Here is a 22,356-nt window from a genome sequence, read left to right as displayed (position 1 = left end):
CTCCGATTCACCCCTAACCAGGAGCGATATGATCATGGCAGAACCGGCAACCGAGCAGCAGGCAACCGCGTCGACGGGATCGACCGTGCGCAGGACGAAGGTATCCGTCGTGGGAGCCGGGGCGGTTGGAGCGACAATGGCCTATGCGCTGCTGACCCGCGGGGTCGCGCGCGAGGTTGCGCTGTTTGACATCAACCGAGCCAAGGTGGAGGCCGAGGCGCTCGACCTGGCCCACGGCATTCAGTTCACCGCGCAATCCGAGGTCGTCGGTTCGGACGACGTGGAGGTCGTCCGCGGTTCCGATGTGGTGATCGTGACCGCTGGCGCCAAGCAGAAGCCGGGACAGAGCCGGTTGGAACTGGCCGAATCGACGATCTCGCTCATGGGCAAGATCCTGCCGTCGCTGCTCGAGGTTGCCCCCGACGCCATCTACCTGATGGTCACCAACCCCGTGGATGTCGTCACCTATGCATCCTTGAAACTCACCGGGCTGCCGCCGAACCGACTGTTCGGCTCGGGTACCGTGCTCGACAGCTCCCGCCTGCGCTACCTCGTCGCGCAGGCGACCGGGGTCGCGGTTCAGAACGTTCACGCATACATGGTGGGCGAGCACGGTGATTCCGAGATTCCGCTGTGGACGTCCGCCACGATCGGCGGAGCCCCGCTCCTCGACTGGCAGGGACTGGAGGGGCGCGGCCCGCTCGGGGACGCCGAGCGAGCGGCGATCGCCTACGAGGTCGTCAACTCTGCCTATCGCATCATCGAAGGCAAGGGTGCGACCAACTACGCGATCGCCCTCGCCGGGTCGCGCATCGTCGAGGCGTTGCTGTACGACCAGCACGCCGTGCTGCCGGTGTCGTCTCTTCTCAAGGACTACTACGGGATCTCGGACGTCTGCCTCTCGGTGCCGTCGGTCGTGGGCAAGGGGGGCGTGCTGCACCAGATCGAGGTGCCGCTATCCGCCGCTGAGTTGCGCGGACTTCAGGCGTCGGCCGAATCGATCCGCAACACGGCGCGTTCGTTCGGCCTGTAGCGCCCCCGGCATTGTTCGTGGGACGAGTCCTGCGTCGCTCGCGGCGCTCTTGCGCTCGGGACGCGACGGAACGCCGTCGTAGCAGGCGGAGCGGAGCGCTTCACGAGCGATAGAACCGAGTCGCGTCGCCATCGGGATACTGGGCAGCTCCCCGTTCTGGAGCCACAGGCTTGGCGACCAGCCAATGTGCCCCTGCCACAGGCTTGGCGACCGGCCGATGTGCCCCTGCCGCCAACGCGACGGGTCTCAGAGCGCGCGCAACACCGACACAACGCGGCCGACGATGGTTGCGTGGTCTCCGTTGATAGGGGAGTACGCGGGGTTGTGCGGAAGCAGCCAGACGTGACCGTCCCTGCGCTTGAAGGTCTTGACCGTCGCCTCGTTGTCGAGCATGGCGGCGACTATCTCCCCGTTCTCCGCAGTCTGCTGGCGACGCACCACGACCCAGTCGCCATCGCAGATCGCGGCGTCGATCATGGAGTCTCCGCTTACGCGCAGGAGGAAGAGTTCCCCTTCGCCCACGAGTTGCCTAGGCAGAGTGAACACATCCTCAACGTCCTGCTCGGCGAGGATGGGCGAGCCCGCCGCGATGCGCCCGACCACGGGGACGATGGCTGGCTTGGGTGTATTGCCGGGCTCGTCGTCGTAGGCGAACGAGTGGTCGGGGTCGAAGGCCGTTACCTGCGCGGTACCGTGGGCGCGACCGGGGCGCGACGGCGTGCCGCTCACAGCCGTTGACGAGTCGACTCCGAGCGGGGTGAGCTCCATGGCCCGCGGCCGGCGCCGGTCGCGGCGGAGATAGCCCTTTTCCTCGAGGGCGATCAACTGGTACTTGACGCTCGACGGGGAGACCATCCCGACCGCCAGGCCGATCTCCCGCATCGAGGGCGCATAGCCGCGTCTGTCAAGCGACTCACGAATGACCTGGAGGATCTCGCCCTGGCGTGAGGTCAATGCCGTGCTGCCGTGAGTGTCGCCGCCTCCCGCCGAGTCTGTTCGATTGCGCTCGGCGATCTTCGACCAGGACACGTCGGGCTCTCTTCGCTGCTCGGGGCGTTGCTCGTCGGCTGCCATCATTCGCTCCAATCGTGGGAATTCCGCGGCGTGTCAGAGGCTCGTGTTGGTATTGCTTCCGCTGTACGAGTGAGTCCCACTCTACGCGAGCGTCCAGTGCATTTGCGACAGGTGTTCTAACGTGTCGTACAAAAACACTGGCACACGCGTACTATCCATCGTACACTTGTAATAAGTACACGTGTTCGATGCGGGCGGACAATCGGATTCGCGCCGAGTCAACGAAGTGCGGAGCCTGATCCGTGAGATCAGGCGCCTGGCGGATGGAGATCGAGATGACTGTTGTGGCTGTTGGACCTCAAGGTGTACGTGTCCCTTCGACGCGTCGTGTCGCGCGCGCGTCGGACGAAGTCGCGCGGCGCAACCGCCCGAACGGGTTGTCGTTCAGGCGAGTCCGACTGGCGCTCGCGATAGTCGCCCTCCTCGCCGTCCTGGGTGCATGGGCGGCCCTTACAGGCGGCGGGCAGGCGACCGCCGACGGTCCTGGCCGTCCGCTCGCGGTGACTGTCCACACGGTCATGGGCGGGGAGAGTCTCTGGTCGATCTCGGCGAGTGTTACCCCGGCCGGGTCCGACGTTCGGGACGTGTTGTTGGACATTGCGAAACTCAATAACCTCGTGGAGAGCCACATTGAGCCGGGAATGACGCTGGTCCTTCCCGCTCGGGCCTGAGCGCCACACCGCCTGACCGCACCGATGCCGTCCCGACCATATCGTGAGACACTCGACGCCACGACTTGCACGTGAGGTTAGCCTTTCCTAAATTGTTGGATGTCGCACCGACTGACTGGGGGGTCCATCGGCGCGACCGACACCGGTCCTAGACACGGAGTCACACAGCGTCGCCAGCGGTTCGGCAGTTGACACACTGCGCTTGATGCCACTGAGGTGGCTCTCACACCCGGCGATGGGGATGGGGCGTCCCGACGGGGAGCGGCTGAGGACGGCCGCTCCCCGTCCTCGTCTTAGCCGGATCACGTCGCTGCTCGCAGTAACGGTCGGTACCATGTTGCCTGCCGCCATTCGCGGTGCCCATCGAGTTCAGAGCCGATCCTGCGAGGAGAACCGTGCACTGCCCATTCTGCCGACACCCAGATTCGCGCGTCGTTGATTCACGAACGTCTGAAGACGGACTCGTGATCCGACGCAGACGACAGTGCCCTGAATGTGGTCAGCGATTCTCGACCCTGGAAACGTCCAGTTTGATGGTGGTGAAGCGCTCCGGAGTCACGGAGGCATTCAGCCGGGAGAAGATCGTGAACGGCGTGCGAAAGGCCTGCCAGGGGCGCCCCGTCAGTGACGACGATCTCGCGCTACTGGCGCAGCGAGTCGAAGAGACCCTGCGCGCATCGGGCAGCGCAGAACTCGACTCCCATGATGTAGGTCTGGCCATCCTCGGCCCGCTGAAGGACCTCGATGAGGTCGCGTTCCTGCGCTTTGCAAGCGTCTATCAAGGTTTCGATTCACTTGATGACTTCGAGGCCGCCATCAATCTCCTGCGAATCGAGCACGGCCAGTAGGGGACCAACAGACGACGAAGGCGGGGCTCCCATCACGTGGATGGGAGCCCCGCCTTCGTGCTCGGCCACTACTGCTGCGGCGCGCCCCAGAGGACCTGCAGGCGAACCGTCTGCTCGATCGCCTGCAACGCGGTGATCGTTTCCGGTTCCAGGGATGAACCAATATCCGTCACCACGTACCCCAGGTCTCCGCGGGTGGCCAGCAACTGACCTTCGATGTTCTCGCCGTGCTCGGCGAGGATGTTGTTGACGCGCGCGAGCACACCGGGCGTGTTGCGGTGCAGGTGCGCAATGCGGGCTGCGCCGGTCGTCTGCTCGAGGGCTAGATTCGGAAGATTCACGCTCAACGTCGTCGAGCCGGTCGAAAGGTAGTCCACGATCTTGTGCGACACGAATTGGCCGATCGCCTCTTGAGCCTCCTCGGTGGAACCTGCCGTATGCGGCGTGAGGATGACGTTGCTGAGTCCCTGCAGTGGTGACGAGAAGGGATCTCCCTTGCGCTTGGGCTCGGTAGGGAAAACGTCCACGGCCGCGCCGGAGATGTGACCGCTCTGAAGTGCGTCAGCCAGGGCGGCGACGTCGACAACGAATCCGCGCGCCAGGTTGAGGAACACTGCTCCTGGCTTCATTGCCGCGAAGTGCTCGGCACCAAAGATATCGTGATTGGTCGGACGGCCATCCACATGCAGCGTGACGACGTCGGACTTCCGAAGCAGATCCTCAAGGCTTTTTGCGCGGCGCGCATTTCCCAGAGCGAGCTTCTCGGCAATGTCGTAGAAGATTACCGACATGCCGAGGTTTTCCGCGAGCACCGACAACTGCGTGCCGATGTTGCCGTAGCCGACGATGCCAAGCGTCTTACCGCGCACCTCGTGGGCGCCGATCGCGCTCTTGTTCCAGATCCCTGCGTGCATCTCCTTGTCGAAGACGGGTTGCCGGCGCACGAGGGAGATGATGTTGGAGATGGCAACCTCGACCACCGAGCGAGTGTTCGAGAACGGAGCGTTGAACGCCGCGATGCCGCGCGCTGCCGCCGCCTTCAGATCGATCTGGTTCGTTCCGATGCAGAACGCCCCGATAGTGGTCAGATCCGGAGCCGATTTCAGCACGCGTTCGGTGAGCTGTGTCTTGGATCGGATGCCGACGATGTTGACGCCCTGGAGGGAGTCGATGAGTTCGTCCTCGTCCAGGGCGCCGGTGCGCGTGACCACTTCGATGCCGCGGCTCGCCAGGATCTTGGCGGCGTCGGGGTGAAGGTTTTCTAGCAGGAGAGCTTTTTGCACTCGACCATCGTGCATCGCCGAGGCCGACAAGTCCAAACCGGACACGTCGGCCTCGTTCCCGTGCGGCGGTCTTCGCTACTGGCTGAAGCCGCGAGGCAACGGATCGCTGTGGACGACGATCAGCCGCTGAGTGGGTCGCGATAGCGCGACGAACAGATCCGCCGCACCGTTGCCAGCCGAGAGGATGCGCGCGGGTTCGTGGACGACCACGACATCGAACTCCAAGCCCTTGACCTGCCCCGGAGTGGCGATGGTGAGGCGCTGTTTTCCATCGCGGGCGGTGAACTCGTCCGCGTGTGCGGCCAGCCAAGGAGCAGCCAGTTCCGGCTCGAGGGTGACGATCGCGATCGTTCCCTCGCTACGCGAGTTCGCTTCGGTCAGTGCGCTATCGAGCGCCACGCTCAGCGAAGCGCCCCGGCTCGTCCGCTGGATCTCCAGGCAATCGGGCACATCTCGGGCCGACGTGAGCGGACTCACAGGCAGGCCGGCGTGCCGAGCGACGGACATCGCCAGGTCGCTCACCAGTCGGGGCGTGCGGTAGTTCACCGTTAGCGATTCCAGGTGGAGGTGCCGTCCGAACATGGCGCCCAGCCGCGCACGCCAGTCGCGTGTTCCCGCCGCCGAACTCGCCTGCGCGACGTCGCCAACGATCGTGAAGGATCGCGTGGGGCAGCGCCGAGCCAGTGAATGCCACGCCATCTCGGACAACTCTTGAGCTTCGTCAACCACCACGTGGCCGTAGACCCAACTCCGGTCGTGGGCCGCCCGCTCGGCGAGGTCGCCGCCGCCGCGGGACTCCGCGAACCGCTCTGCGAGGGTCTCGGCGTCCACGATCCCCGCTCCTGCGCCCGACGACTCCAACACCTGGCGGGCGTATTTCACTTCCGCCGCGCGGCCTCGCTCCGTCTCGTCACGCTCAGTCGAGCCGTCGATGGGCCCAAGCAGGTCGAGCGCCTCGTCCAACAGCGGGATATCACCGATCGACCAACCCGCCGAAGTCGGCCGGAGCAGCGCTTCGCGCTGTCTCGGGGATAGGAACGGGGCCGCCTCAGCGAGCCGATGCGGCTTGGCGAAAAGGTCCTTGATGAGTCGCTCTGCGCTGATGGGGAACCACGCGAGGTTGAGTTCGCGGCGTACGGTCGGATGAGAACGCAGATCCTCGGTCGCCAGGGAGCGGAAATCACTGTCGAGATCCTGCCCGGTAGCCAGAAGGTACTGATCCGTGAGGCGTCGCAGCATGTCCCGTACGAACGATTCGCGGGCTTCGTTGTGAGGGCGGTGGGTACGCCGTGCGCGAGCGATGGCGTCGCTGACGTCCCCCCGCCTGATCACGAGCCCGTGTCCGTCGAGATCGAACGGGACATCGACCTCAGGAACGCGCTGGCGGGCACGAACCGCCCGCTCGATCGCCTTGACCCACTGCCTGCTTCCCTTGGCCTCGGCAGCGAGAGGGCTGTCGGTTTCGGTCGCCCTGAGGTGGGGGATGAGGCCCGCGATGGTGGTTGACACCACTCCCGTCTCACCGAGGGAAGGCAGCACCTGATCGATGTAGCGAAGGAACGTGCGTGAGGGGCCCACCAGCAGCACGCCGGAACGCTCCAGGCGAGACCGATGCGCGTAGAGCAGGTACGCGGCGCGGTGGAGGGCAACCGCTGTCTTTCCCGTGCCAGGTCCGCCCTGTACCACGAGCGCGCCAGCTAGCGGGGAGCGGATGATGCGATCCTGCTCGCGCTGGATGGTCGAGACAATGTCGCGCATCTTCTCGGTGCGCCCGCGCGCCAGAGCCGCCATGAGCGCGCCCTCGCCGGCTAGCTTTCCGTCATCCTCACGCTCGAGGTCGAGCAGGTCGTCCTCGATGCCGGTGAGTTTGCGGGACGATGTCAGCAGGTGGCGTCTGCGCCACACGCCGTCGCGCTGCTCGGCGGTGGCCTGATAGAACGGTTCCGCCGCCGGAGCCCGCCAGTCGGTCAGGATTGTGTGGTGACCCTCGTCGGTGAGCCCGATGCGGCCGACGTAGCGCGAGTCGCCCGAGTCGAAATCCAGCCGGCCGAAGCACAAGCGCTCCTCCACCGATTCCAGGTGGGCGACCCGATCCTCGTACATCGTCGCGAACGCGTCGCGTTCGGATCGATTCTGGGGGGATCCGCTCGGACCTGCGCGGCGGACCTGCGCGAGTTTGTCCCGCAGCGTGAGCCGCAGGTGATCCAGCCGCTCGTAAAAGCGATCGATCGCGCGTTGTTCCCGGTCGAACTCCGTCACATCGGACACGTCGGCGACCCCTTCCTCAGTGACTGCGTAGCGATACGAAAAACCGGCCTACCATTATCCACGAAACTTGGCCGGACGTTCGGGAAGTTATCCGCCTGCGCGCGCGTTGTGATGAGTACACCGTCGCGCTTCCGTGCGCGAGCGGGCGGAAGAAGGGACTCGGGCCACGAGCATGACGACGTCAGGGGAGCACGACGTGATCTACACGATCAACGATGCCGCTGAGCGGGAACTCGCCGAGTTGACCGCCGGGGCAGGAGTGGCGATGATTGTCGCCCTCGAGGGGTACATCGACGCGGGCCAGGCCGGGAAACTGCTTTCCGACGATCTGCTGCGCGCAAGTCGCCGGCTCGTAACCTTCGACACCGATGAGTTCATTGATGCCCGCTCGCGCCGCCCGATGGTCACATATGACGATGGTGCCTACTTCGACCTGAAGCGTCACGTGTTGGCCATGGACGTATGCCAGGACGCTCAGGGTGTCCCGTTTCTGCTGCTGCACGGGCTCGAGCCCGACTATCGCTGGGATCGCTTCGTCACCGCTGTGCTGGCGCTCGCCGAACGCTTCGGTGTCGATCTGACCATCAACGTGCACGGGATTCCCGTGGCGGTTCCGCACTCTCGCCCGTCCAAGTTCACGACGACGGCTACGCGCGGCGATCTGGTCGAGGACACGGATCAGTGGTTCGACCGGGTCACATTGCCCGCCGCGCTCGCGACGGTGCTGCACGTTCGGCTGGGGGAGGAAGGGCGCGATGCGGTCGGCATCGCGGTACACGTTCCGCACTACCTGGCGCAGATGCCGTACTTCCCCGCCGCGCTGGGTCTCGCCGACCGGATTGCGTCGCTCACCCGGCTGGAGCTCGATACCGCAGTCCTTGAGGACGAGGCCACCAAGACAATCGACGAGGTCGCCTCGCGGGTGACTGCGTCTGCCGAGCTCACGCAATTGGTGGCATCGCTTGAGGGGCAGTACGACGCGGTCGAGGCGGGACGCTCCGAAGCCTCGCTACTGATCTCTGATCTCGACCAATCGGCGAATAACCTCGCGGACGAGGTCGAGCAGTTCCTTGCGCAGCAGCGTCCGGAGCAGAAGTAGCCCTCTTCGCATGCGCGGAGGTATGCGCCCCGAATTTCGTGGCACCCACTATCTGCCAGGCCGCCCTCGCATACGCGGAGGTATGGGAGACCGGCAACCCGTGATCCGCTAGTCGATGATTGCAGGTGCGCCCGCGCTGAATGCGACCGCCTCATGGTGCAGCAGCACGCGCACGGGCGTCGGCAGGGTACGCAGCGGGCGCTCTATCGCCGCCAGCGAGTCCCATCGTTCCCGAGCGCCGTTCGTCTCAGCGGCCCACGGTTTGGCGACGACCATAACGATGTTGCCGTAGCGCCTGCCCCGAAGAATGCCCGGCTCGGCGGCGATCGCCAGTCGAGCTTGATGTCCGAACCCGGCAATAGCGCTTGAAATCTCGCGCTTGACGAGCGAGAGGGGTGGCTTGTCGGCGATGTTGGCCAGCAGGATTCCGCCCGGCGCCAGCACCCTCGCCGCCTCGGCGAAGAACTGCTCGGTCGTCAGGTGCGCCGGCGTCGTATCGCCGGCGAATGCGTCGCGCACGATCACGTCGGCGCTTTCCGACCGCATCCCGGCGAGTGCCGCGCGTGCGTCTCCGGTTCGGATGCGCAATTGGGGAGAGCGCGGGAGGTCGAGCCATTCGCGGGCGAATGAGGCGAGCAACTCATCTATCTCGATCGCGATATGCACGGAGTCGGGCCGCTCGGCGCAGAGCGTGCGCGCCAGGCTGCAGGCGGCGCCGCCAAGGTGCGTGACGCGGATCCGCCCGGGGTGCAGGGCGTCGATTATCGCCTGCATGATCTCCAGGTATTCGAACCCCAACCGCGTGGGGTCGGCAAGGTCGATATAGCTGCTCGGAACGCCGTTGACGAAGAGCGTGAAGGCGCGCGAGGCATCGCGATCGGGCTCGATATGCGCGGTTCCGTGCGACAGCTCGATCGTCTCCCCCTGCAATGTCAGAGGGTCACGCGATGCTGTGGAGGTGGCGGGCCTCGCCGGACGGCGGCCGCGGCCTGAGGAACGTGGGGGCATCGACACACTTTATCGCGACAGGCTTGCGCCAATAGAACAAGTGTTCGATAATGGGAGTGTGGAGGTGGTGACGATGGTCGAATTGACGCAAGCGGAAGGCGCGGCGCGCGTTCGCCCCATGCGGCACGTCCCTGTGCGGCGTCCGGGCTTTGATCTCGTGCGTCGGGCGGAGGACGAGTTGACCGCTGCGCGCTCAGCCGAGGACGCCGAGTCGGCGTACATCTACGGCCACCTCGCCGCGCTCCGGTACGCGGCTGCGGTACTCGCCGCTCTTGGGCCCGCGCTAAGGCGGTCGCGAAGCAAGTCGGTCTGGGTGCAACTGGCGGATCGGGCGCCGCAGTTCGCGCACTGGGCAGCCATCTTCGAGGAGTCTTCTCGCACGCGTTCGGCGCTCGAGGCCGGCCTCGCTGTCGACCTGAGTGGTGATCAGGTTTCACGCTGTCTGCGCAACGCTGACGAGTTCGGTGCCGAGGTGACGACATTCGTGGACGTTCTCTCTCACTCGGGCGAAGCCTCGGTTCCCCACTGGTCCAGAGAGCGATTCGCGTCGTGAGAACACCACCGTGTGGACGCCGCTGCAGGTATGCCACCGTGTGGAAGTGGCTGGGTCGAAGTCACGGTGTCACCTGCGCCGTGAGGATGCCGCTATCAGGACTGTGCCGTGAGTAATGCGCCGAGGGCCGCAGGTGTGCGCCGCGATTGGGGTGGTGCCGATGACTCGTGCACCATCCTGCACGTCGACATGGATGCCTTCTACGCGGCGGTGGAGATAGCCGATGCGCCCGAGCTCGCAGGTCTGCCGATCATCGTGGGCGGAAGTGGCCGCTCCGTGGTGTTGTCCGCCACCTACGATGTGAGGTCGCTCGGTGTCCGTTCCGCGATGCCAATGGCGAGCGCACGGCGCCTGGCGCCGGGTGCCCTGGTGATCCCGCCACGCATGCACCGATACCGTGAGGTGTCGCGGGAGGTTATGGCGATCCTGTCCGAGATCACGCCCATCGTCGAACAGGTCTCGGTCGATGAGGCGTACCTCGATGTCTCCGGGGTACGCAGACATTGGCGCAGCGCGAGCGAGATCGCCCAGCACCTGCGCGAGCGGATCGCCGCGGAGTTGCGCGTCACGTGCTCGGTAGGGGTGGCGCCGTCGAAACTCATCGCCAAACTCGCGTCAACGAACGCCAAGCCAGACGGCCTACTGGTGATTCCCAGGAACGCTGAGGTCGAGTTCGTCCAGTCCCTGCCGGTAGGGGCGTTGCCAGGGGTCGGGGCTCGAACGCAGGAGGCGCTTCGCGAACGGGGGATTGAAACCGTTCGCGAACTGGCTCAATCGGATCCGGCATCGCTCAGGTATTGGTTTGGCCTGCACGGCGGAAACCTCTACGATCTGGCGTGGGCGCGCGATAGGCGCGGCGTTGACCCCCGCAGGGAGGAACTCAGCATCGGGTCCGAACGTACGTTCGCAGCCGATACATCCGATGAACGCGAACTGGATCGCGTGCTCGTCGCGCTGACCGACCGGGTCGCTGGAATCCTAAGATCCCGCAAGGTCATGGGCGGGGTGGTCGTGCTGAAAGTGAAGGACGCCGAATTCCGGGTGCTGTCGCGATCTCGACAGCTCCCGCATCCATCGTCGGATGCGGGGATACTCATCGATACGCTGCGTCAACTCTGGCGCGAATCGCCAGCCAAGGGACGGCTTATCCGCCTCGTCGGAGTCCGAGTGGAGCAACTTCACGCGAGCGCGGTGACGGGCGTGCAGGGAACCCTGGACGATGAACTGGCGCAGACGTCCGTGCCGCGCGAACTGGTGGCTTCGGCGGTCGATTCAGTACGCGACAGGTTCGGCGGGCATGTGCTCGCCCCCGCGAGCGGCTTGCGCCGGGGCTAGGTGCAGTCTCATTGCCCAGGAACTCAACTACCAACCGGACCCGTTGCGGACTATCCTGGTTGTGTTGCATTGTCACGCACCGGATGGAGGTGTCTCGTGCCTCTTTCAGAGTACGAGCAGCGCGTTCTCGATGAGATGGAGCGCTCGCTACGCGGAGACTCGAGTGAGCCGGCCACCGAATCGAGCGCGCCGCGACGCGTTCGACCCCGAAAGTACTCGGTGGCCATCGCGGGGATCATCGTCGGACTCGTCCTCGTCGTGCTCGGCGCGGTTCAATCACTGGTCGTCGTCGGCATCCTTGGCTTCCTGATCATGCTGAGCGCAACCATCTACGGCTTCGGCCGTCCCGCCAACTCTCGGACCGAAGCGCAAGGCGGTCGTGGAAAGTCCGAAACGGACAAGGCGCGACGCGCTTCGACCCCCAAGGCCAGTTTGAGCGAGCGGCTCGCTGACAGGTGGGAACGCCGCCGTCGCGGCGAACTGTAGCGCGCCCATTCACTACGCCGCTTCCCGCGCCTGGTGCGCGGCGAAACCTGGCGAACCCCTAACGCACAAGAGGGAGCGCCCCGGCAACTGCCGGGGCGCTCCCTTTCTTAGTGATGCGGTCATTCGCCGCCCACAGGCGGCTGGACTGCCCCGCATGCACGCTCGCCAATGGTGGGGCCGAGGCGGAACCCATCTCCACCACTTTCCTCCACATCGTTTGCTCACATCCCCTCCCGTTCGATCTGGCCCTACGCCGTGTCATACGATGCATGCGCCACTGAGGGGACCAAAACATTGATATTTCAATGAATTCAACGCTGAACTGAACTCGCGGACACACCACGCCAGCGGTTGGGTGACCGCCATGGGAAGCCCCCCAAACCGCGCTATGGCGCATTCAGGCAAAACATCGCCACTTTGCACCACGGGCTTGACCTGCAGTTATGCACCAATTTCTCTGGAATCTCCCCAAATGACGCGACAGAGTGGAGTGAAGTGGAGTACTGTGGTGCCACTGGGTTGAGGAGAGGAGGTGACTTGATGTCCGAGGAACTTGGCGGGCTGCCGAACTTGTTGCTAGGCACCTACACGCCGTTACTCGATGACAAGGGTCGCCTCATCCTGCCCGCGAAGTTTCGCAACCAGCTCGCGACCGGATTCGTCATGACTCGCGGTCAGGAGCACTGCCTCTATCTGCTGCCGCTGGACGAGTTCAAGCGGATGTACGCGAAGATCAGCCAGGCCTCCGTCAACAGCAAGGGCGCACGCGACTACATGCGCGTCCTGATGTCGGGTGCCAGCCAGGAACTCCCGGACAAGCAAGGCCGGGTATCGATCCCGCCGCTCCTGCGCAAATATGCCGGCCTGGAGCGCGAACTCGCCGTGATCGGCGCGGGCAGTCGAGTGGAGATCTGGGACCTCGCGGCGTGGGAGCAGTACCTCGCTCGCACCGAGGGCAGTTATGCGGATACCGAGGAGGAGGTGCTCCCCGACCTCAGGTTCTGACAGGCATCCCCTCTTGTGGCCTCCTCCCGCAGTTCTGACGCACTTCCCCGGCGCCAGCACCGCCGCGGTGGGAGACCTCAGGGGAGGAACCTCCCACCAGCGTGTTGCGGCACGCGTCTAAAAACCCAGCGGAGAACGGATGAGAAAGGACGCACGTGTGACCGCTTCTGAACGGCAAGCCGACATCTCGGCGCGGCACATTCCCGTCCTGCTCGATTCCGCACTCGACCTCCTCGGTGCCGCGCTCACGACGGACAGCCCGGTGCTCGTAGACGGCACACTGGGCCTGGGAGGGCACTCCGAGGCGTTCCTGACGGCTTTTCCACACCTCAAGGTGCTCGGAATCGACCGGGATACGAGCGCTCTTGAACTGGCACGCAAGCGGCTGGCGCGATTTGGCCCGCGCTTCGTCGGAGTGCACACGACTTACGACCACGTGGATGAGGTCGCGTCCGAGTACGCCAACGGGGCCGTGCAGGCGATCCTGCTCGACATCGGGGTGTCATCCATGCAAATCGACGAGCGTGAGCGGGGATTCTCCTACAGCCAGGACGCTCCGCTGGACATGCGCATGGACAACACGCAGTACCTCACGGCGGCCGACGTCCTCAATACCTACCCGGTCGAGGAGCTCACTCGCATCCTCAAGGAGTACGGCGAGGAGCGATTCGCCCGGCGCATCGCCGAGAAGATCGTGGCCCGTCGAACTTCGCGTCCGTGGGAAACCAGTGCCGATCTCGTAGAACTGGTGAAGTCCTCGATTCCCGCCGCACTTTGGAAGGGCGCGGGCAATCCCGCCAAACGGACGTTTCAGGCGCTCCGCATCGAGGTGAACGCCGAACTCGACGTGCTGCGCCGGACCCTTCCGGCTGCGATCAACTCGCTGGCGATCGGCGGGCGCATCGGCGTCATGTCATACCACTCCCTCGAGGACCGAATCGTGAAGCAGTCATTCGCATTGGGAACCTCGTCCAGAACCCCGCCCGGAATCCCCGTGGAACTGGCGGGCGACGAACCCTACCTGGCGGCGATCACGCGAGGTGCCGCCAAAGCCTCGGCTGGCGAGATCGCCGACAACCCGCGCGCGGCTTCAGTGCGCTTCCGCGTCGCTGAAAGAACACGTAGCACCCCCGCCCAGATGCCCCAAGGAGCGACTCGATGAGCCTCGCACAGCCGTTGCCTCCGGCACGCCCACAGCGTCGAATCGATCGCACCGGATCGACCCGCACATCCGTGCGTCCGCCCGCCGCCGAGCGGCCTCACCTGGAGGTCATCCCGTCGACGGTTCCCGATAGCGGCCGATTCGTATTCCTCATCCTCTGCATGATCCTGCTCGGACTCGGGCTGTTCGGATCGCTCGCCCTCAATACCATGATGGCTCAGGGCAGTTACCAGCAGGCGTCGCTTCAACGCCAACTGGCAGACGAGGCGCAGTCCAAAGATATGCTCCAGACACACCTGAACTTTTTGAATACCCCGGAAAACCTCGCAAAGTCTGCTAAGAAGTTGGGTATGTCCCAACAGCAGGCACCGCTGATGATCCGGCTCCAGGACAAGCAGATCATCGGTCTGACGGAGTGACGGCGGATCCGGCAACGATATGACTGACTCAGGCAGGAACGCGGATCGTCCAGTAACGCGCCGGCGGCCCACCGGCGGCAGCGGTTCCGGGAGCCCGTCTCCTGACGGCGCGACGCGACGCTCCGGTTCCGGTAATCGGAGCTCAGGATCATCGAGGCAGGCCGGCGGCGCGTCCGGGCGGGACGCAACGCCGTCGCGTCAGTCGCGCGCCTCGGGCAGTGAGGCTACCAACTCGGCACGCAAGGCGAAGCCGGGTTCCACGGCGCCGCGGAGTCCCGGTACTCGCGCCGGAATCCAGCCAAGCGGGGAGGGAACCCGAACGACCGACGTCACCGCCGAGCGAACCGCCCGGGGGCGTGGCTCGAGCCGGGCCCACGGCCGTGGCGACGATACCGGGCGCGTCACCAAGCCGCGAGGGGCAACCACGGCCAACTCCGGATCTGGCGCGCCCTCAGTATCCAGCGGACGCAGTGCAAAATCGCCGCGCCCTTCGAGCGGCAACGGTCGCAGTCGAGCCGGCGGGCAGGCACCACGGACTGCCGGCACGCGCCGGGCGTCGACGCGCAGCGCGTCCTTGCGCACGTCGTCGTCGCGCAGCTCGTCCTTGCGCACGTCGTCGACGCGCACCTCGTCCACCAGCGAAGTCAGCGGACTCAGTTCCGCGCCGGGGAGATCCCGCAGGGTCGAGGAGGCGAGGGTCGTCGAGTCGGGCCAGCGGCGGCATGGCCGCTGGCGAGCGCGCGCCGGACGCCCATCGGTGCGCACCAACTGGCTGGTGGGAATGGCCGCTGCGGTCCTCGTCCTCTTCGTCGGGCGCCTCGTCTGGATCCAGGGCTTCGAGGCTTCGGCCCTCGCTGCCGAGGCCTACAAGCAGATCACGTTCACGCGGGAGGTCCAGGCCAGCCGCGGCGACATCACCGATGTCAACGGGGTGGTGATGGCGACGTCGGTCAAGCGGTACAACCTCACGGTGAATCAGCGTGAACTCGCCAAATGGACCCACAAGAACGAGGCGGACATCGAGGTGGGCGGCCCGGCCGAGGCCGCGCGCCTGACGTCGGATCTGCTCGATATGAACGAGGCCGAACTCGCCGCCATCTATACCGGCGATCGGATGTTCAAGTACGTCAAGAAGGGCCTGCTGCCCGAGGTGTGGGACGCCATCTCGTCACTGCGCATCGCTGGGCTCTACTCCGAGGAGACCTCGCAACGCGTCTACCCTGCGGGAACGGTTGGCGGCAACATCGTCGGCTTCGTCGGCTCGACCGGAGAAGGGAAGGCCGGTATCGAGTCCGCCTTCAACGAGCAGCTGACCGGAACCCCTGGATCGCGCACCTACGAGCGCTCCGGCACCGGGCACGTCATCCCCGCCGGCAAGCAGACAACCGTCGCCGCGCAGCCGGGGGACAACATCACGCTGACCATCGACCGGGACATCCAGTACGTCGCCGCCCACGCGCTCGCTCAGCAGATCAAGAAGTACGGCGCGAGCGGCGGCTCGGCGACGGTCGTCGACATCCCCACGGGGTCGGTCCTTGCCCTGGCGGAATCAGGATCCGTTGACCCGAACAAGCCGGGCGCCACGGACGAATCCAACCGCGGAGCCAAGTCGGTGTCCGACGTCTTCGAACCCGGCTCGACCGCGAAGGTGATCACGGTGGCGGCGCTGCTGGAGACAGGGCTGGCGACCCCCAAATCCAAGTACACGGTGCCCGACCGCTACACCACGAGCAACAACCAGACCTTCAAGGATTCGCACGATCACGAGAAGGAGAAGTGGACCCTGACGGGCATCCTCTCCAACTCCTCCAACACCGGCACGCTCATGGCCGCCGAAGACCTGCCCACTCAGGTGCGATACGACTACCTGCGCAAGTTCGGGTTCGGGGAGAAGACGGGCATCGAACTGGCCGGCGAATCGCGCGGCATCCTGCACGATGTCGACGATTGGGATGGACGAACCAAGCACGCCGTGCTCTTCGGCCAGGGCGTGTCCGTTACGGCGCTACAGGCCGTCGACGTGTTCGCGACGATCGGCAACGGCGGCAAGCGGGTCTCGCCGCACCTCGTTCAATCGATCACCTCGGCTGACGGCACCGTCACCACGAAGGACGCCGGAGAACAGACCCAGGTCATCAGCAAGGAGGTCGCTGATCAGCTCCTGCGGATGCTCGAATCCACGGTGATCGACGGCACGGGCAAGCCCGGTGCGATCCCCGGCTACCGCGTCGCCGCCAAGACCGGAACGGCGCAGGCAGCGGATGCCTCGGGGCAGATGAACGACATCGTGTCGTCGTTCATCGGCGTCGTGCCGGCCGAGAAGCCGCGCTTGGCGATCTCGGTCGTGATCAACAACCCCAGCGAGCGAATATCCATCTACGGTGGCCCCGTGGCGGGTCCGGTATTCGCCGAGGTCGGTTCCTACGCGCTGCAACGCCTCGGGGTCGAACCGAGTACAGAATCCCCGAAGCTCTACAAGGAGGAGTGGTGAGCCGAGTCGGAGAAGGTGACTCGCGAGCGGTAGATTGGCGATCATGACTTCGGACCAGGGGCGGCTTCGCCCTGCCGCGAAATATGCCCGTAGCCTCGGAGAACTCGTCGATCACTACGCGGACTCGCTCGTCCTGCTCGACCTCACTGCACGCGAGATTCAGTTCACCGGCTTGGCCGTGGGAACCTCGGATCTGCTGCCGGGAGACGTCTTCATCGCCTTCCAAGGGCTCAAGACCCACGGCGCTAGATTCGCCGTCGATGCGCAGCGCGCCGGGGCCGTGGCGATCATCACCGATGACGCGGGCGCGACGCTGCTGCGGGACGAAGGCGGGGCCTCGATCCCCGTGGTCGTCCTGCGCGAGACATCCACCCAGCGTGCCCTGGCCGGAGACATCGCGGCGTGGTTCTACAACTATCCGTCGCGTGGCATCACGACCGTCGGGGTCACCGGGACGAACGGCAAGACGACCACCACGTACTTCATCGACGCCGCGCTGTCCGGAGGCGATCACACGACCGCACTCCTCGGCACGGTGGAACTGCGGGTGGGGCAGGATTCGATCCCGAGCCCGCGCACGACCGTCGAGGCTCCCGTGCTGCAGGCGATCACGGCCATGGCGAGCGAGCGAGGTGCAACCGCGCTGACCACGGAGGTGTCATCGCACGCCCTCGCGCTCGACCGCGTCGCGGGGGCCAAGTTCGACGTCGTCGCCTTCACCAACCTGCAGCGCGACCACCTCGACTTTCACGGCACCATGGACAACTACTTCGCTGACAAGGCGAGGCTTTTCGCACCGGGGCTCGCCCGGCACGGGGTGGTGTGCGTCGACGACGAGTGGGGAGTCCGACTCGCCGACAACGCGCCTATTCCCGTCGACACCGTCGCATCACGGCCCGGATCCCCGGGATACGAGACCGCCCAATGGCGGGTCACTCAGGCGACGATCGGGCTCGACAACGTCGGATCGTCCTTCCGGCTCGTTGGACCCGGCGGCATCGAGGTCACCGTGCACAGCCCGCTACCAGGCCTCGTCAACGTGTCGAACGCGGCGCTCGCCGTCGTCGTGGCGTATCGGTCCGGCGTGGAACTCGCCGCCGCGGCTCGCGGCATCGAGACGATTACAGCGATCCCAGGTCGCATGGAACGCGTGGTGGACGATGCCGACCATCCGCTCGTCATCGTCGACTACGCGCACACGCCCGACGCGCTCACGCTCGCCCTCGAGGCGGTGCGGCCCATTACCGCGGGACGCCTGGTCATCGTCTTCGGGTCCGACGGCGATCGCGATCAGGGGAAGCGCCCCATCATGGGCGAGATCGCCGCCCGGCTCGCAGACGTGCTCGTCGTCACCGACGAGAACCCGCGTTCAGAGGATCCTGCCGAGATCCGGTCGGCGATCCTCGCCGGGGTCGGTCGCGTGCGGCCGGACCTGTCCGACGTTGTCGAGGTCAGTCCGCGGTGGGATGCCGTGGCACGCGGCATCGAACTGGCCCAGCCCGGCGATACCGTGATCATCACCGGCAAGGGCCACGAGCCGACCCAGGAGATCGCCGGCGTCTTCCATCCGTATAACGATCGCGACGCCGCCCGCGCGGCAGTCTCCGCAGATTCATAGTTCCGTCATAATTAGATGCTGATACACATCGCCGATGCTGCCGCCGCCCGAACGGGCCGGCCAAAGGAGAATCTCGCGTGAACAATCTGTCCGCCGCTACGATTGCCGAATTCGTCGGTGGCAGCCTGCGAGGGACCGACGCGACAGTGACCGGCCCCGTCGTGACGGACTCGCGCGAGGCCATCCCGGGCAGCCTCTTCGTCGCCCTCAAGGGCTCGGCGGCAGACGGTCACGACTTCATCGACGCCGCGGTCGCAAACGGCGCCGTTGCAGTCATCGCCGAGCGTGAGGCGGAGGGCGCTTCGACGATCGTGGTCCCCGACGCGCTCGCGGCCCTCGGAGCGCTGGCACGGGCGTGGCTCGCGAGACTGCGCGATTCCGGCGACATCCGGGTCATCGCCGTGACCGGCTCAGCCGGGAAGACCACGACCAAGGACCTGCTCCTTCAGATGCTCAGCTCGCGCGGACCCACCATTGCGCCCGTCGCGTCGTTCAACAACGAGGTGGGCCTGCCCCTTACCGTGCTACGGGCCGATGAGTCCACGCGCTTCCTCGTCCTCGAAATGGGGGCCAATCACCTGGGCGAGCTCACCTACCTGACGTCCATCGCGCCGCCGGACATCGCGATCGTGCTGATGGTCGGCCAGGCGCATGTCGGCGAGTTCGGCGGGATCGAGGCGGTCGCGAAGGCGAAGGCCGAGCTCGTCCAGGGTCTGCGCCCCGGCGGCACCGCCATCCTCAACGCCGACGACCTGCGGGTCGCGGCCATGGCCGACCTCGCGGACGGCCCCGTCGTGACGTTCGGCAATGTGCGAGGAACCACCCTCATGGCCCGCGACGTCTCGATCAGGCCCGACGGCGGCGCCGATTTCAACGCCTACGATGCGCGGACCGAGCTGAGCGCCCCCGTGAGCCTGCGCCTGATCGGCGCGCACAATGTCTCGAACGCCCTCGCGGCTATCGCAGCAGTGGGCGAGGTGGGCATCGATGTGGCCGACGCGGCGGCCCTGATCAGCGATGCCACTGCCATGTCGCCGCATCGGATGCACGTCACCACGCGTGCTGACGGCGTGACCGTCATCGACGATTCGTACAACGCGAATCCGGACTCGATGAAGGCTGCCCTGCGGACGCTCGCGGTCATCGCAGGGCGTAAGCGGCGCACCGTGGCGCTCCTGGGCGAGATGCTTGAACTGGGTGACGCCTCACGCGCTCATCACCACGACATCGGGCTGCTTGCCGTCCGGCTCAACATCTCGCTCACCATCGTGGTCGGCCGCGGTGCCTCGAGCATCTTCGACGGCGTCACGCAGGAGGGCTCGTGGGGCGATGAGGCTCGCTTCGCAGAGACGCTGGACGAGGCCCGCGAGATCCTGTCAGCGCAATTGCAGCCGGGCGACGTGGTCCTCATCAAGTCCTCGCATGGCGCGGGCCTGTGGCAACTGGCCGACGAACTGGCCACGGAAGGGAGCTTCGCGTGATCGCCATCATCGTCGGCGCCGCGGTCGCGCTACTGGTGTCGATGGTCGGCACCCCGTTGTTCATCCGGTTCCTGGTCAAGCGCCAGTACGGTCAGTTCATCCGGCAGGATGGCCCTCAGTCCCACCAGGTCAAGCGCGGCACGCCCACGATGGGAGGCGTCGTGATCATTGCGGCGACCGTCATCGGCTGGATGAGCGCGTCGATCGTCATGGGACGCCCCCCCGGCATGTCGGCCATCCTGGCTGTGGGCCTCATGGTCGGTCTGGGAATAGTCGGTTTCCTCGACGACTACACGAAGATCCGCAAGGAACGTAGCCTGGGGCTCTCGCCGATCGCGAAAATGATCGGCCAGGGCGTCGTCGGGGTCGCGTTCTCGATCCTCGTCCTGCAGTTCCGCGACCAGCACGGGCGAACACCCGCGTCCATGAACATATCGTTCCTGCGCGACACGCCGCTCAACCTCGCCCATTGGGGGACGGGAATCGGCATCGTCCTGTTCATGATCTGGGCGAACTTCCTGATCACCGCCTGGTCCAACGGCGTCAACCTCACGGATGGACTAGACGGGCTCGCGACTGGCGCCTCGCTGATCTCCTTCGGGGCGTACGTGCTCATCGGGCTGTGGCAGTTCAACCAGGATTGCACGTCGCCTACGGCGCTGGCCTCCACCTGCTACCAGGTGCGAGATCCGTACGATATGACGATCGTCGCGGCGGCGATAGCAGGCGCGTGCTGCGGCTTCCTGTGGTGGAACGCCTCACCCGCGAAGATTTTCATGGGGGACACCGGATCGCTGGCGCTCGGCGGCGCATTCGCGGCGATCTCTATCCTGACGCGCACCGAGGTTCTCGCCGTGGTCATCGGCGGGCTGTTCTTCATCATCGTGATGTCGGACGTGATCCAGATCGGCTTCTTCAAGATGACGGGCAAACGAGTGTTCAAGATGGCACCGTTGCACCATCACTTCGAGCTGAGCGGCTGGCACGAGGTGAACGTCGTGATCCGTTTCTGGGTCATCGCGCTGCTGTGCGCCGCTGCCGGACTCGGACTCTTCTACGGGCAGTGGGTGGCTTCGTCGTGACCACCGCTGTTCCCGCCCTCGCCGATGCACACGTACTGGTGGTCGGGCTCGGCGTGACAGGTACGGCCGTGGTCGAGGCCCTTACCGGTCGGGCTCGCGCCATCACCACGCTCGACGCGGGCGGTGGCGCGGACTTCGCGGACGATTCCGCCGTCGACCTCGCGGACATCGACGTCATCGTCGCCTCGCCCGGGTGGCAGCCGCGATCGGATATCTTCGTCCGCGCCGATCTGCTCGAGATCCCGATCTGGTCCGAGGTCGAGCTCTCCTGGCGGCTGCGCGTGGCCGGTACGCGGACGGGAAAGCCTGCCGCATGGCTGGCCGTGACCGGAACGAACGGGAAGACAACGACGGCCCTGATGACGGGCGCGATCCTTGACGCCGCGGGCGTCCCGCACGCGGTGGTTGGCAACGTGGGCACGCCCCTGATCACCGCCGCACTCGATCCGGCGCTGGAGGTGCTGGTCGTCGAACTCTCGAGTTTCCAACTCCACTTCACGCATTCCCTGCAAGCGCACGCAGCGGCGGTGCTCAACCTCGCCGAGGACCACCTCGACTGGCACGGATCCATGGCGGCGTACGCCGCGGCGAAGGCCAAGATCTTCGCCGGCGTCACAGGCGCCCTGGTGTATCCCGTGGGAGACGAGGCCATCACCGCTATGGTGCGCGAGGCGGACGTGACCGATGGCGCCCGCGCCATCGGCTTCACCCTCGGGGCGCCGGGACCCGGCGAGATCGGGCTGGTGGAGTCGATCATCGTCGACCGGGCCTTTCATGCGGATCCCGCAGATCCGCTCCGTCATCGAAGCAGCGAGGAGATCGGCACTCTCGACGACCTGGGTCATCTGGGGGGCGCCGACGGGTCGATTCCATCGCACGTGATCAGGAATGCGCTTGCCGCGGCCGCTCTCGCCCGCAGCGTGGGCGTGCCCGCAGGGGACGTCAGCGAGGGACTGTCGTCGTTCCATCCCGGCCACCACCGGATTGAGACGATCGCCGCGATAGGTGGCGTTCGCTATATCGACGATTCCAAGGCGACGAATCCGCATGCCGCGCGTGCCGCGCTGCTCGCGCAAGTGGATGGCTCGGCCGTGTGGATCGCAGGCGGCCTGACGAAGGGGGTCAGCTTCGACGACCTGGTGATCGAGGTCGGGCGCAAACTGCGAGCCGCCGTGGTCATCGGCCGCGAACGTGGGCAGATCGTGGAGGCACTTCGCCGACACGCGCCGCATATCCCCACCCTCGAGGCGGATGACAGCGACACTGACATGGTGATGAGTAGTGCGGTCGAACTTGCAGCAGGCGTGGCCAGGCCCGGCGATGTCGTGTTGCTTGCCCCCGCGTGCGCATCCATGGATCAGTTTCGCTCGTACGCGCACCGTGGCCAGGCGTTCGCCTCGGCAGTGAGTCGGCTCGCGGAGGCGACAGGGGCGCGGTAGC

At 65.8% G+C, this 22,356-nt stretch carries 20 protein-coding genes; 15 read left to right on the top strand and 5 right to left on the bottom strand.

Annotated features, from left to right (window positions below; translation table 11 throughout):
• Positions 1–34: 34 nt before the first annotated feature.
• A complete protein-coding gene (locus FB461_RS05615; protein ID WP_142119718.1) occupies positions 35–1,033 on the top strand; it encodes an L-lactate dehydrogenase in 999 nt (332 codons plus the stop codon).
• A 246-nt stretch (positions 1,034–1,279) separates the two neighbouring features.
• On the opposite strand, the gene lexA is transcribed toward FB461_RS05615, so the two are convergent.
• Positions 1,280–2,110: a transcriptional repressor LexA gene (gene lexA / locus FB461_RS05610; protein WP_142119716.1), complete on the bottom strand. Its 831-nt coding sequence runs from the start codon at positions 2,108–2,110 to the stop codon at positions 1,280–1,282.
• Between the two features lie 272 nt (positions 2,111–2,382).
• Between lexA and FB461_RS05605 the strand changes: the two genes are divergently transcribed.
• Positions 2,383–2,778, top strand: coding sequence for a LysM peptidoglycan-binding domain-containing protein (locus FB461_RS05605; protein ID WP_211349840.1), 396 nt, complete (start codon positions 2,383–2,385; stop codon positions 2,776–2,778).
• Positions 2,779–3,173: 395 nt separating this feature from the next.
• Positions 3,174–3,626, top strand: coding sequence for a transcriptional regulator NrdR (nrdR, locus tag FB461_RS05600; protein WP_142120819.1), 453 nt, complete (start codon positions 3,174–3,176; stop codon positions 3,624–3,626).
• Positions 3,627–3,694: 68 nt separating this feature from the next.
• Here nrdR and serA read toward each other — a convergent pair whose 3' ends face one another.
• Together serA and FB461_RS05590 are read right to left on the bottom strand one after the other, a co-directional pair.
• A complete protein-coding gene (serA, locus tag FB461_RS05595) occupies positions 3,695–4,909 on the bottom strand; it encodes a phosphoglycerate dehydrogenase (RefSeq protein ID WP_142119712.1) in 1,215 nt (404 codons plus the stop codon).
• A 75-nt stretch (positions 4,910–4,984) separates the two neighbouring features.
• Complete coding sequence (locus tag FB461_RS05590) at positions 4,985–7,177, bottom strand: HelD family protein (RefSeq protein ID WP_142119710.1); 2,193 nt, start codon at positions 7,175–7,177, stop codon at positions 4,985–4,987.
• A gap of 172 nt (positions 7,178–7,349) precedes the next feature.
• Here FB461_RS05590 and FB461_RS05585 point away from each other — a divergent pair, with 172 nt between their 5' ends.
• The gene (locus tag FB461_RS05585; protein ID WP_142119708.1) at positions 7,350–8,276 is read left to right on the top strand and encodes a proteasome assembly chaperone family protein; all 927 of its coding nucleotides are present in this window, start codon (positions 7,350–7,352) and stop codon (positions 8,274–8,276) included.
• A gap of 108 nt (positions 8,277–8,384) precedes the next feature.
• On the opposite strand, the gene FB461_RS05580 is transcribed toward FB461_RS05585, so the two are convergent.
• Positions 8,385–9,284 carry a spermidine synthase gene (locus FB461_RS05580; protein WP_142119706.1) on the bottom strand — a complete coding sequence of 300 codons (900 nt, stop codon included), beginning with the start codon at positions 9,282–9,284 and terminating at the stop codon, positions 8,385–8,387.
• Positions 9,285–9,342: 58 nt separating this feature from the next.
• Between FB461_RS05580 and FB461_RS05575 the strand changes: the two genes are divergently transcribed.
• The 6 genes from FB461_RS05575 (at position 9,343) to ftsL (ending at position 14,244) form a co-directional block, all read left to right on the top strand.
• Positions 9,343–9,837 carry an SAV_6107 family HEPN domain-containing protein gene (locus FB461_RS05575; protein ID WP_142119704.1) on the top strand — a complete coding sequence of 165 codons (495 nt, stop codon included), beginning with the start codon at positions 9,343–9,345 and terminating at the stop codon, positions 9,835–9,837.
• Positions 9,838–9,945: 108 nt separating this feature from the next.
• Positions 9,946–11,172: a DNA polymerase IV gene (dinB, locus tag FB461_RS05570; protein ID WP_142119702.1), complete on the top strand. Its 1,227-nt coding sequence runs from the start codon at positions 9,946–9,948 to the stop codon at positions 11,170–11,172.
• 96 nt (positions 11,173–11,268) lie between these two features.
• Entirely contained in the window at positions 11,269–11,658 is a 390-nt protein-coding gene (locus FB461_RS05565) for a DUF3040 domain-containing protein (protein ID WP_142119700.1), read from the top strand.
• A 570-nt stretch (positions 11,659–12,228) separates the two neighbouring features.
• Entirely contained in the window at positions 12,229–12,663 is a 435-nt protein-coding gene (gene mraZ, locus FB461_RS05560) for a division/cell wall cluster transcriptional repressor MraZ (protein WP_211349867.1), read from the top strand.
• A gap of 157 nt (positions 12,664–12,820) precedes the next feature.
• Positions 12,821–13,825, top strand: coding sequence for a 16S rRNA (cytosine(1402)-N(4))-methyltransferase RsmH (gene rsmH, locus FB461_RS05555; protein WP_246046034.1), 1,005 nt, complete (start codon positions 12,821–12,823; stop codon positions 13,823–13,825).
• The gene (gene ftsL / locus FB461_RS05550) at positions 13,822–14,244 is read left to right on the top strand and encodes a cell division protein FtsL (RefSeq protein ID WP_142119694.1); all 423 of its coding nucleotides are present in this window, start codon (positions 13,822–13,824) and stop codon (positions 14,242–14,244) included. Before rsmH ends, ftsL begins: the two co-directional genes overlap by 4 nt.
• A gap of 198 nt (positions 14,245–14,442) precedes the next feature.
• Here the strand turns inward: ftsL and FB461_RS05545 are convergent, their stop codons facing one another.
• Entirely contained in the window at positions 14,443–15,009 is a 567-nt protein-coding gene (locus FB461_RS05545; RefSeq protein WP_170222623.1) for a hypothetical protein, read from the bottom strand.
• Between FB461_RS05545 and FB461_RS05540 the strand changes: the two genes are divergently transcribed.
• From FB461_RS05540 to murD, 5 genes are all read left to right on the top strand, one after another.
• A complete protein-coding gene (locus FB461_RS05540; RefSeq protein WP_246046033.1) occupies positions 15,002–16,735 on the top strand; it encodes a peptidoglycan D,D-transpeptidase FtsI family protein in 1,734 nt (577 codons plus the stop codon). The two genes, FB461_RS05545 and FB461_RS05540, sit on opposite strands and share 8 nt — an antisense overlap.
• 43 nt (positions 16,736–16,778) lie before the next feature.
• Complete coding sequence (locus FB461_RS05535) at positions 16,779–18,353, top strand: UDP-N-acetylmuramoyl-L-alanyl-D-glutamate--2,6-diaminopimelate ligase (protein ID WP_142119689.1); 1,575 nt, start codon at positions 16,779–16,781, stop codon at positions 18,351–18,353.
• 77 nt (positions 18,354–18,430) lie between these two features.
• Positions 18,431–19,834: a UDP-N-acetylmuramoyl-tripeptide--D-alanyl-D-alanine ligase gene (locus tag FB461_RS05530; RefSeq protein ID WP_142119687.1), complete on the top strand. Its 1,404-nt coding sequence runs from the start codon at positions 18,431–18,433 to the stop codon at positions 19,832–19,834.
• Complete coding sequence (gene mraY / locus FB461_RS05525) at positions 19,831–20,916, top strand: phospho-N-acetylmuramoyl-pentapeptide-transferase (RefSeq protein WP_142119685.1); 1,086 nt, start codon at positions 19,831–19,833, stop codon at positions 20,914–20,916. Before FB461_RS05530 ends, mraY begins: the two co-directional genes overlap by 4 nt.
• Positions 20,913–22,355: a UDP-N-acetylmuramoyl-L-alanine--D-glutamate ligase gene (murD, locus tag FB461_RS05520; protein WP_170222622.1), complete on the top strand. Its 1,443-nt coding sequence runs from the start codon at positions 20,913–20,915 to the stop codon at positions 22,353–22,355. The genes mraY and murD overlap by 4 nt, the downstream gene beginning before the upstream one ends.
• Position 22,356: the final 1 nt, after the last annotated feature.

Origin of the sequence: Rarobacter faecitabidus, assembly GCF_006716265.1 — a bacterium.
Classification (GTDB): domain Bacteria; phylum Actinomycetota; class Actinomycetes; order Actinomycetales; family Cellulomonadaceae; genus Rarobacter; species Rarobacter faecitabidus.
The sequence above is the reverse complement of the archived record's forward strand: the minus strand, read 5'-3'. Positions and strand labels throughout refer to the sequence as shown.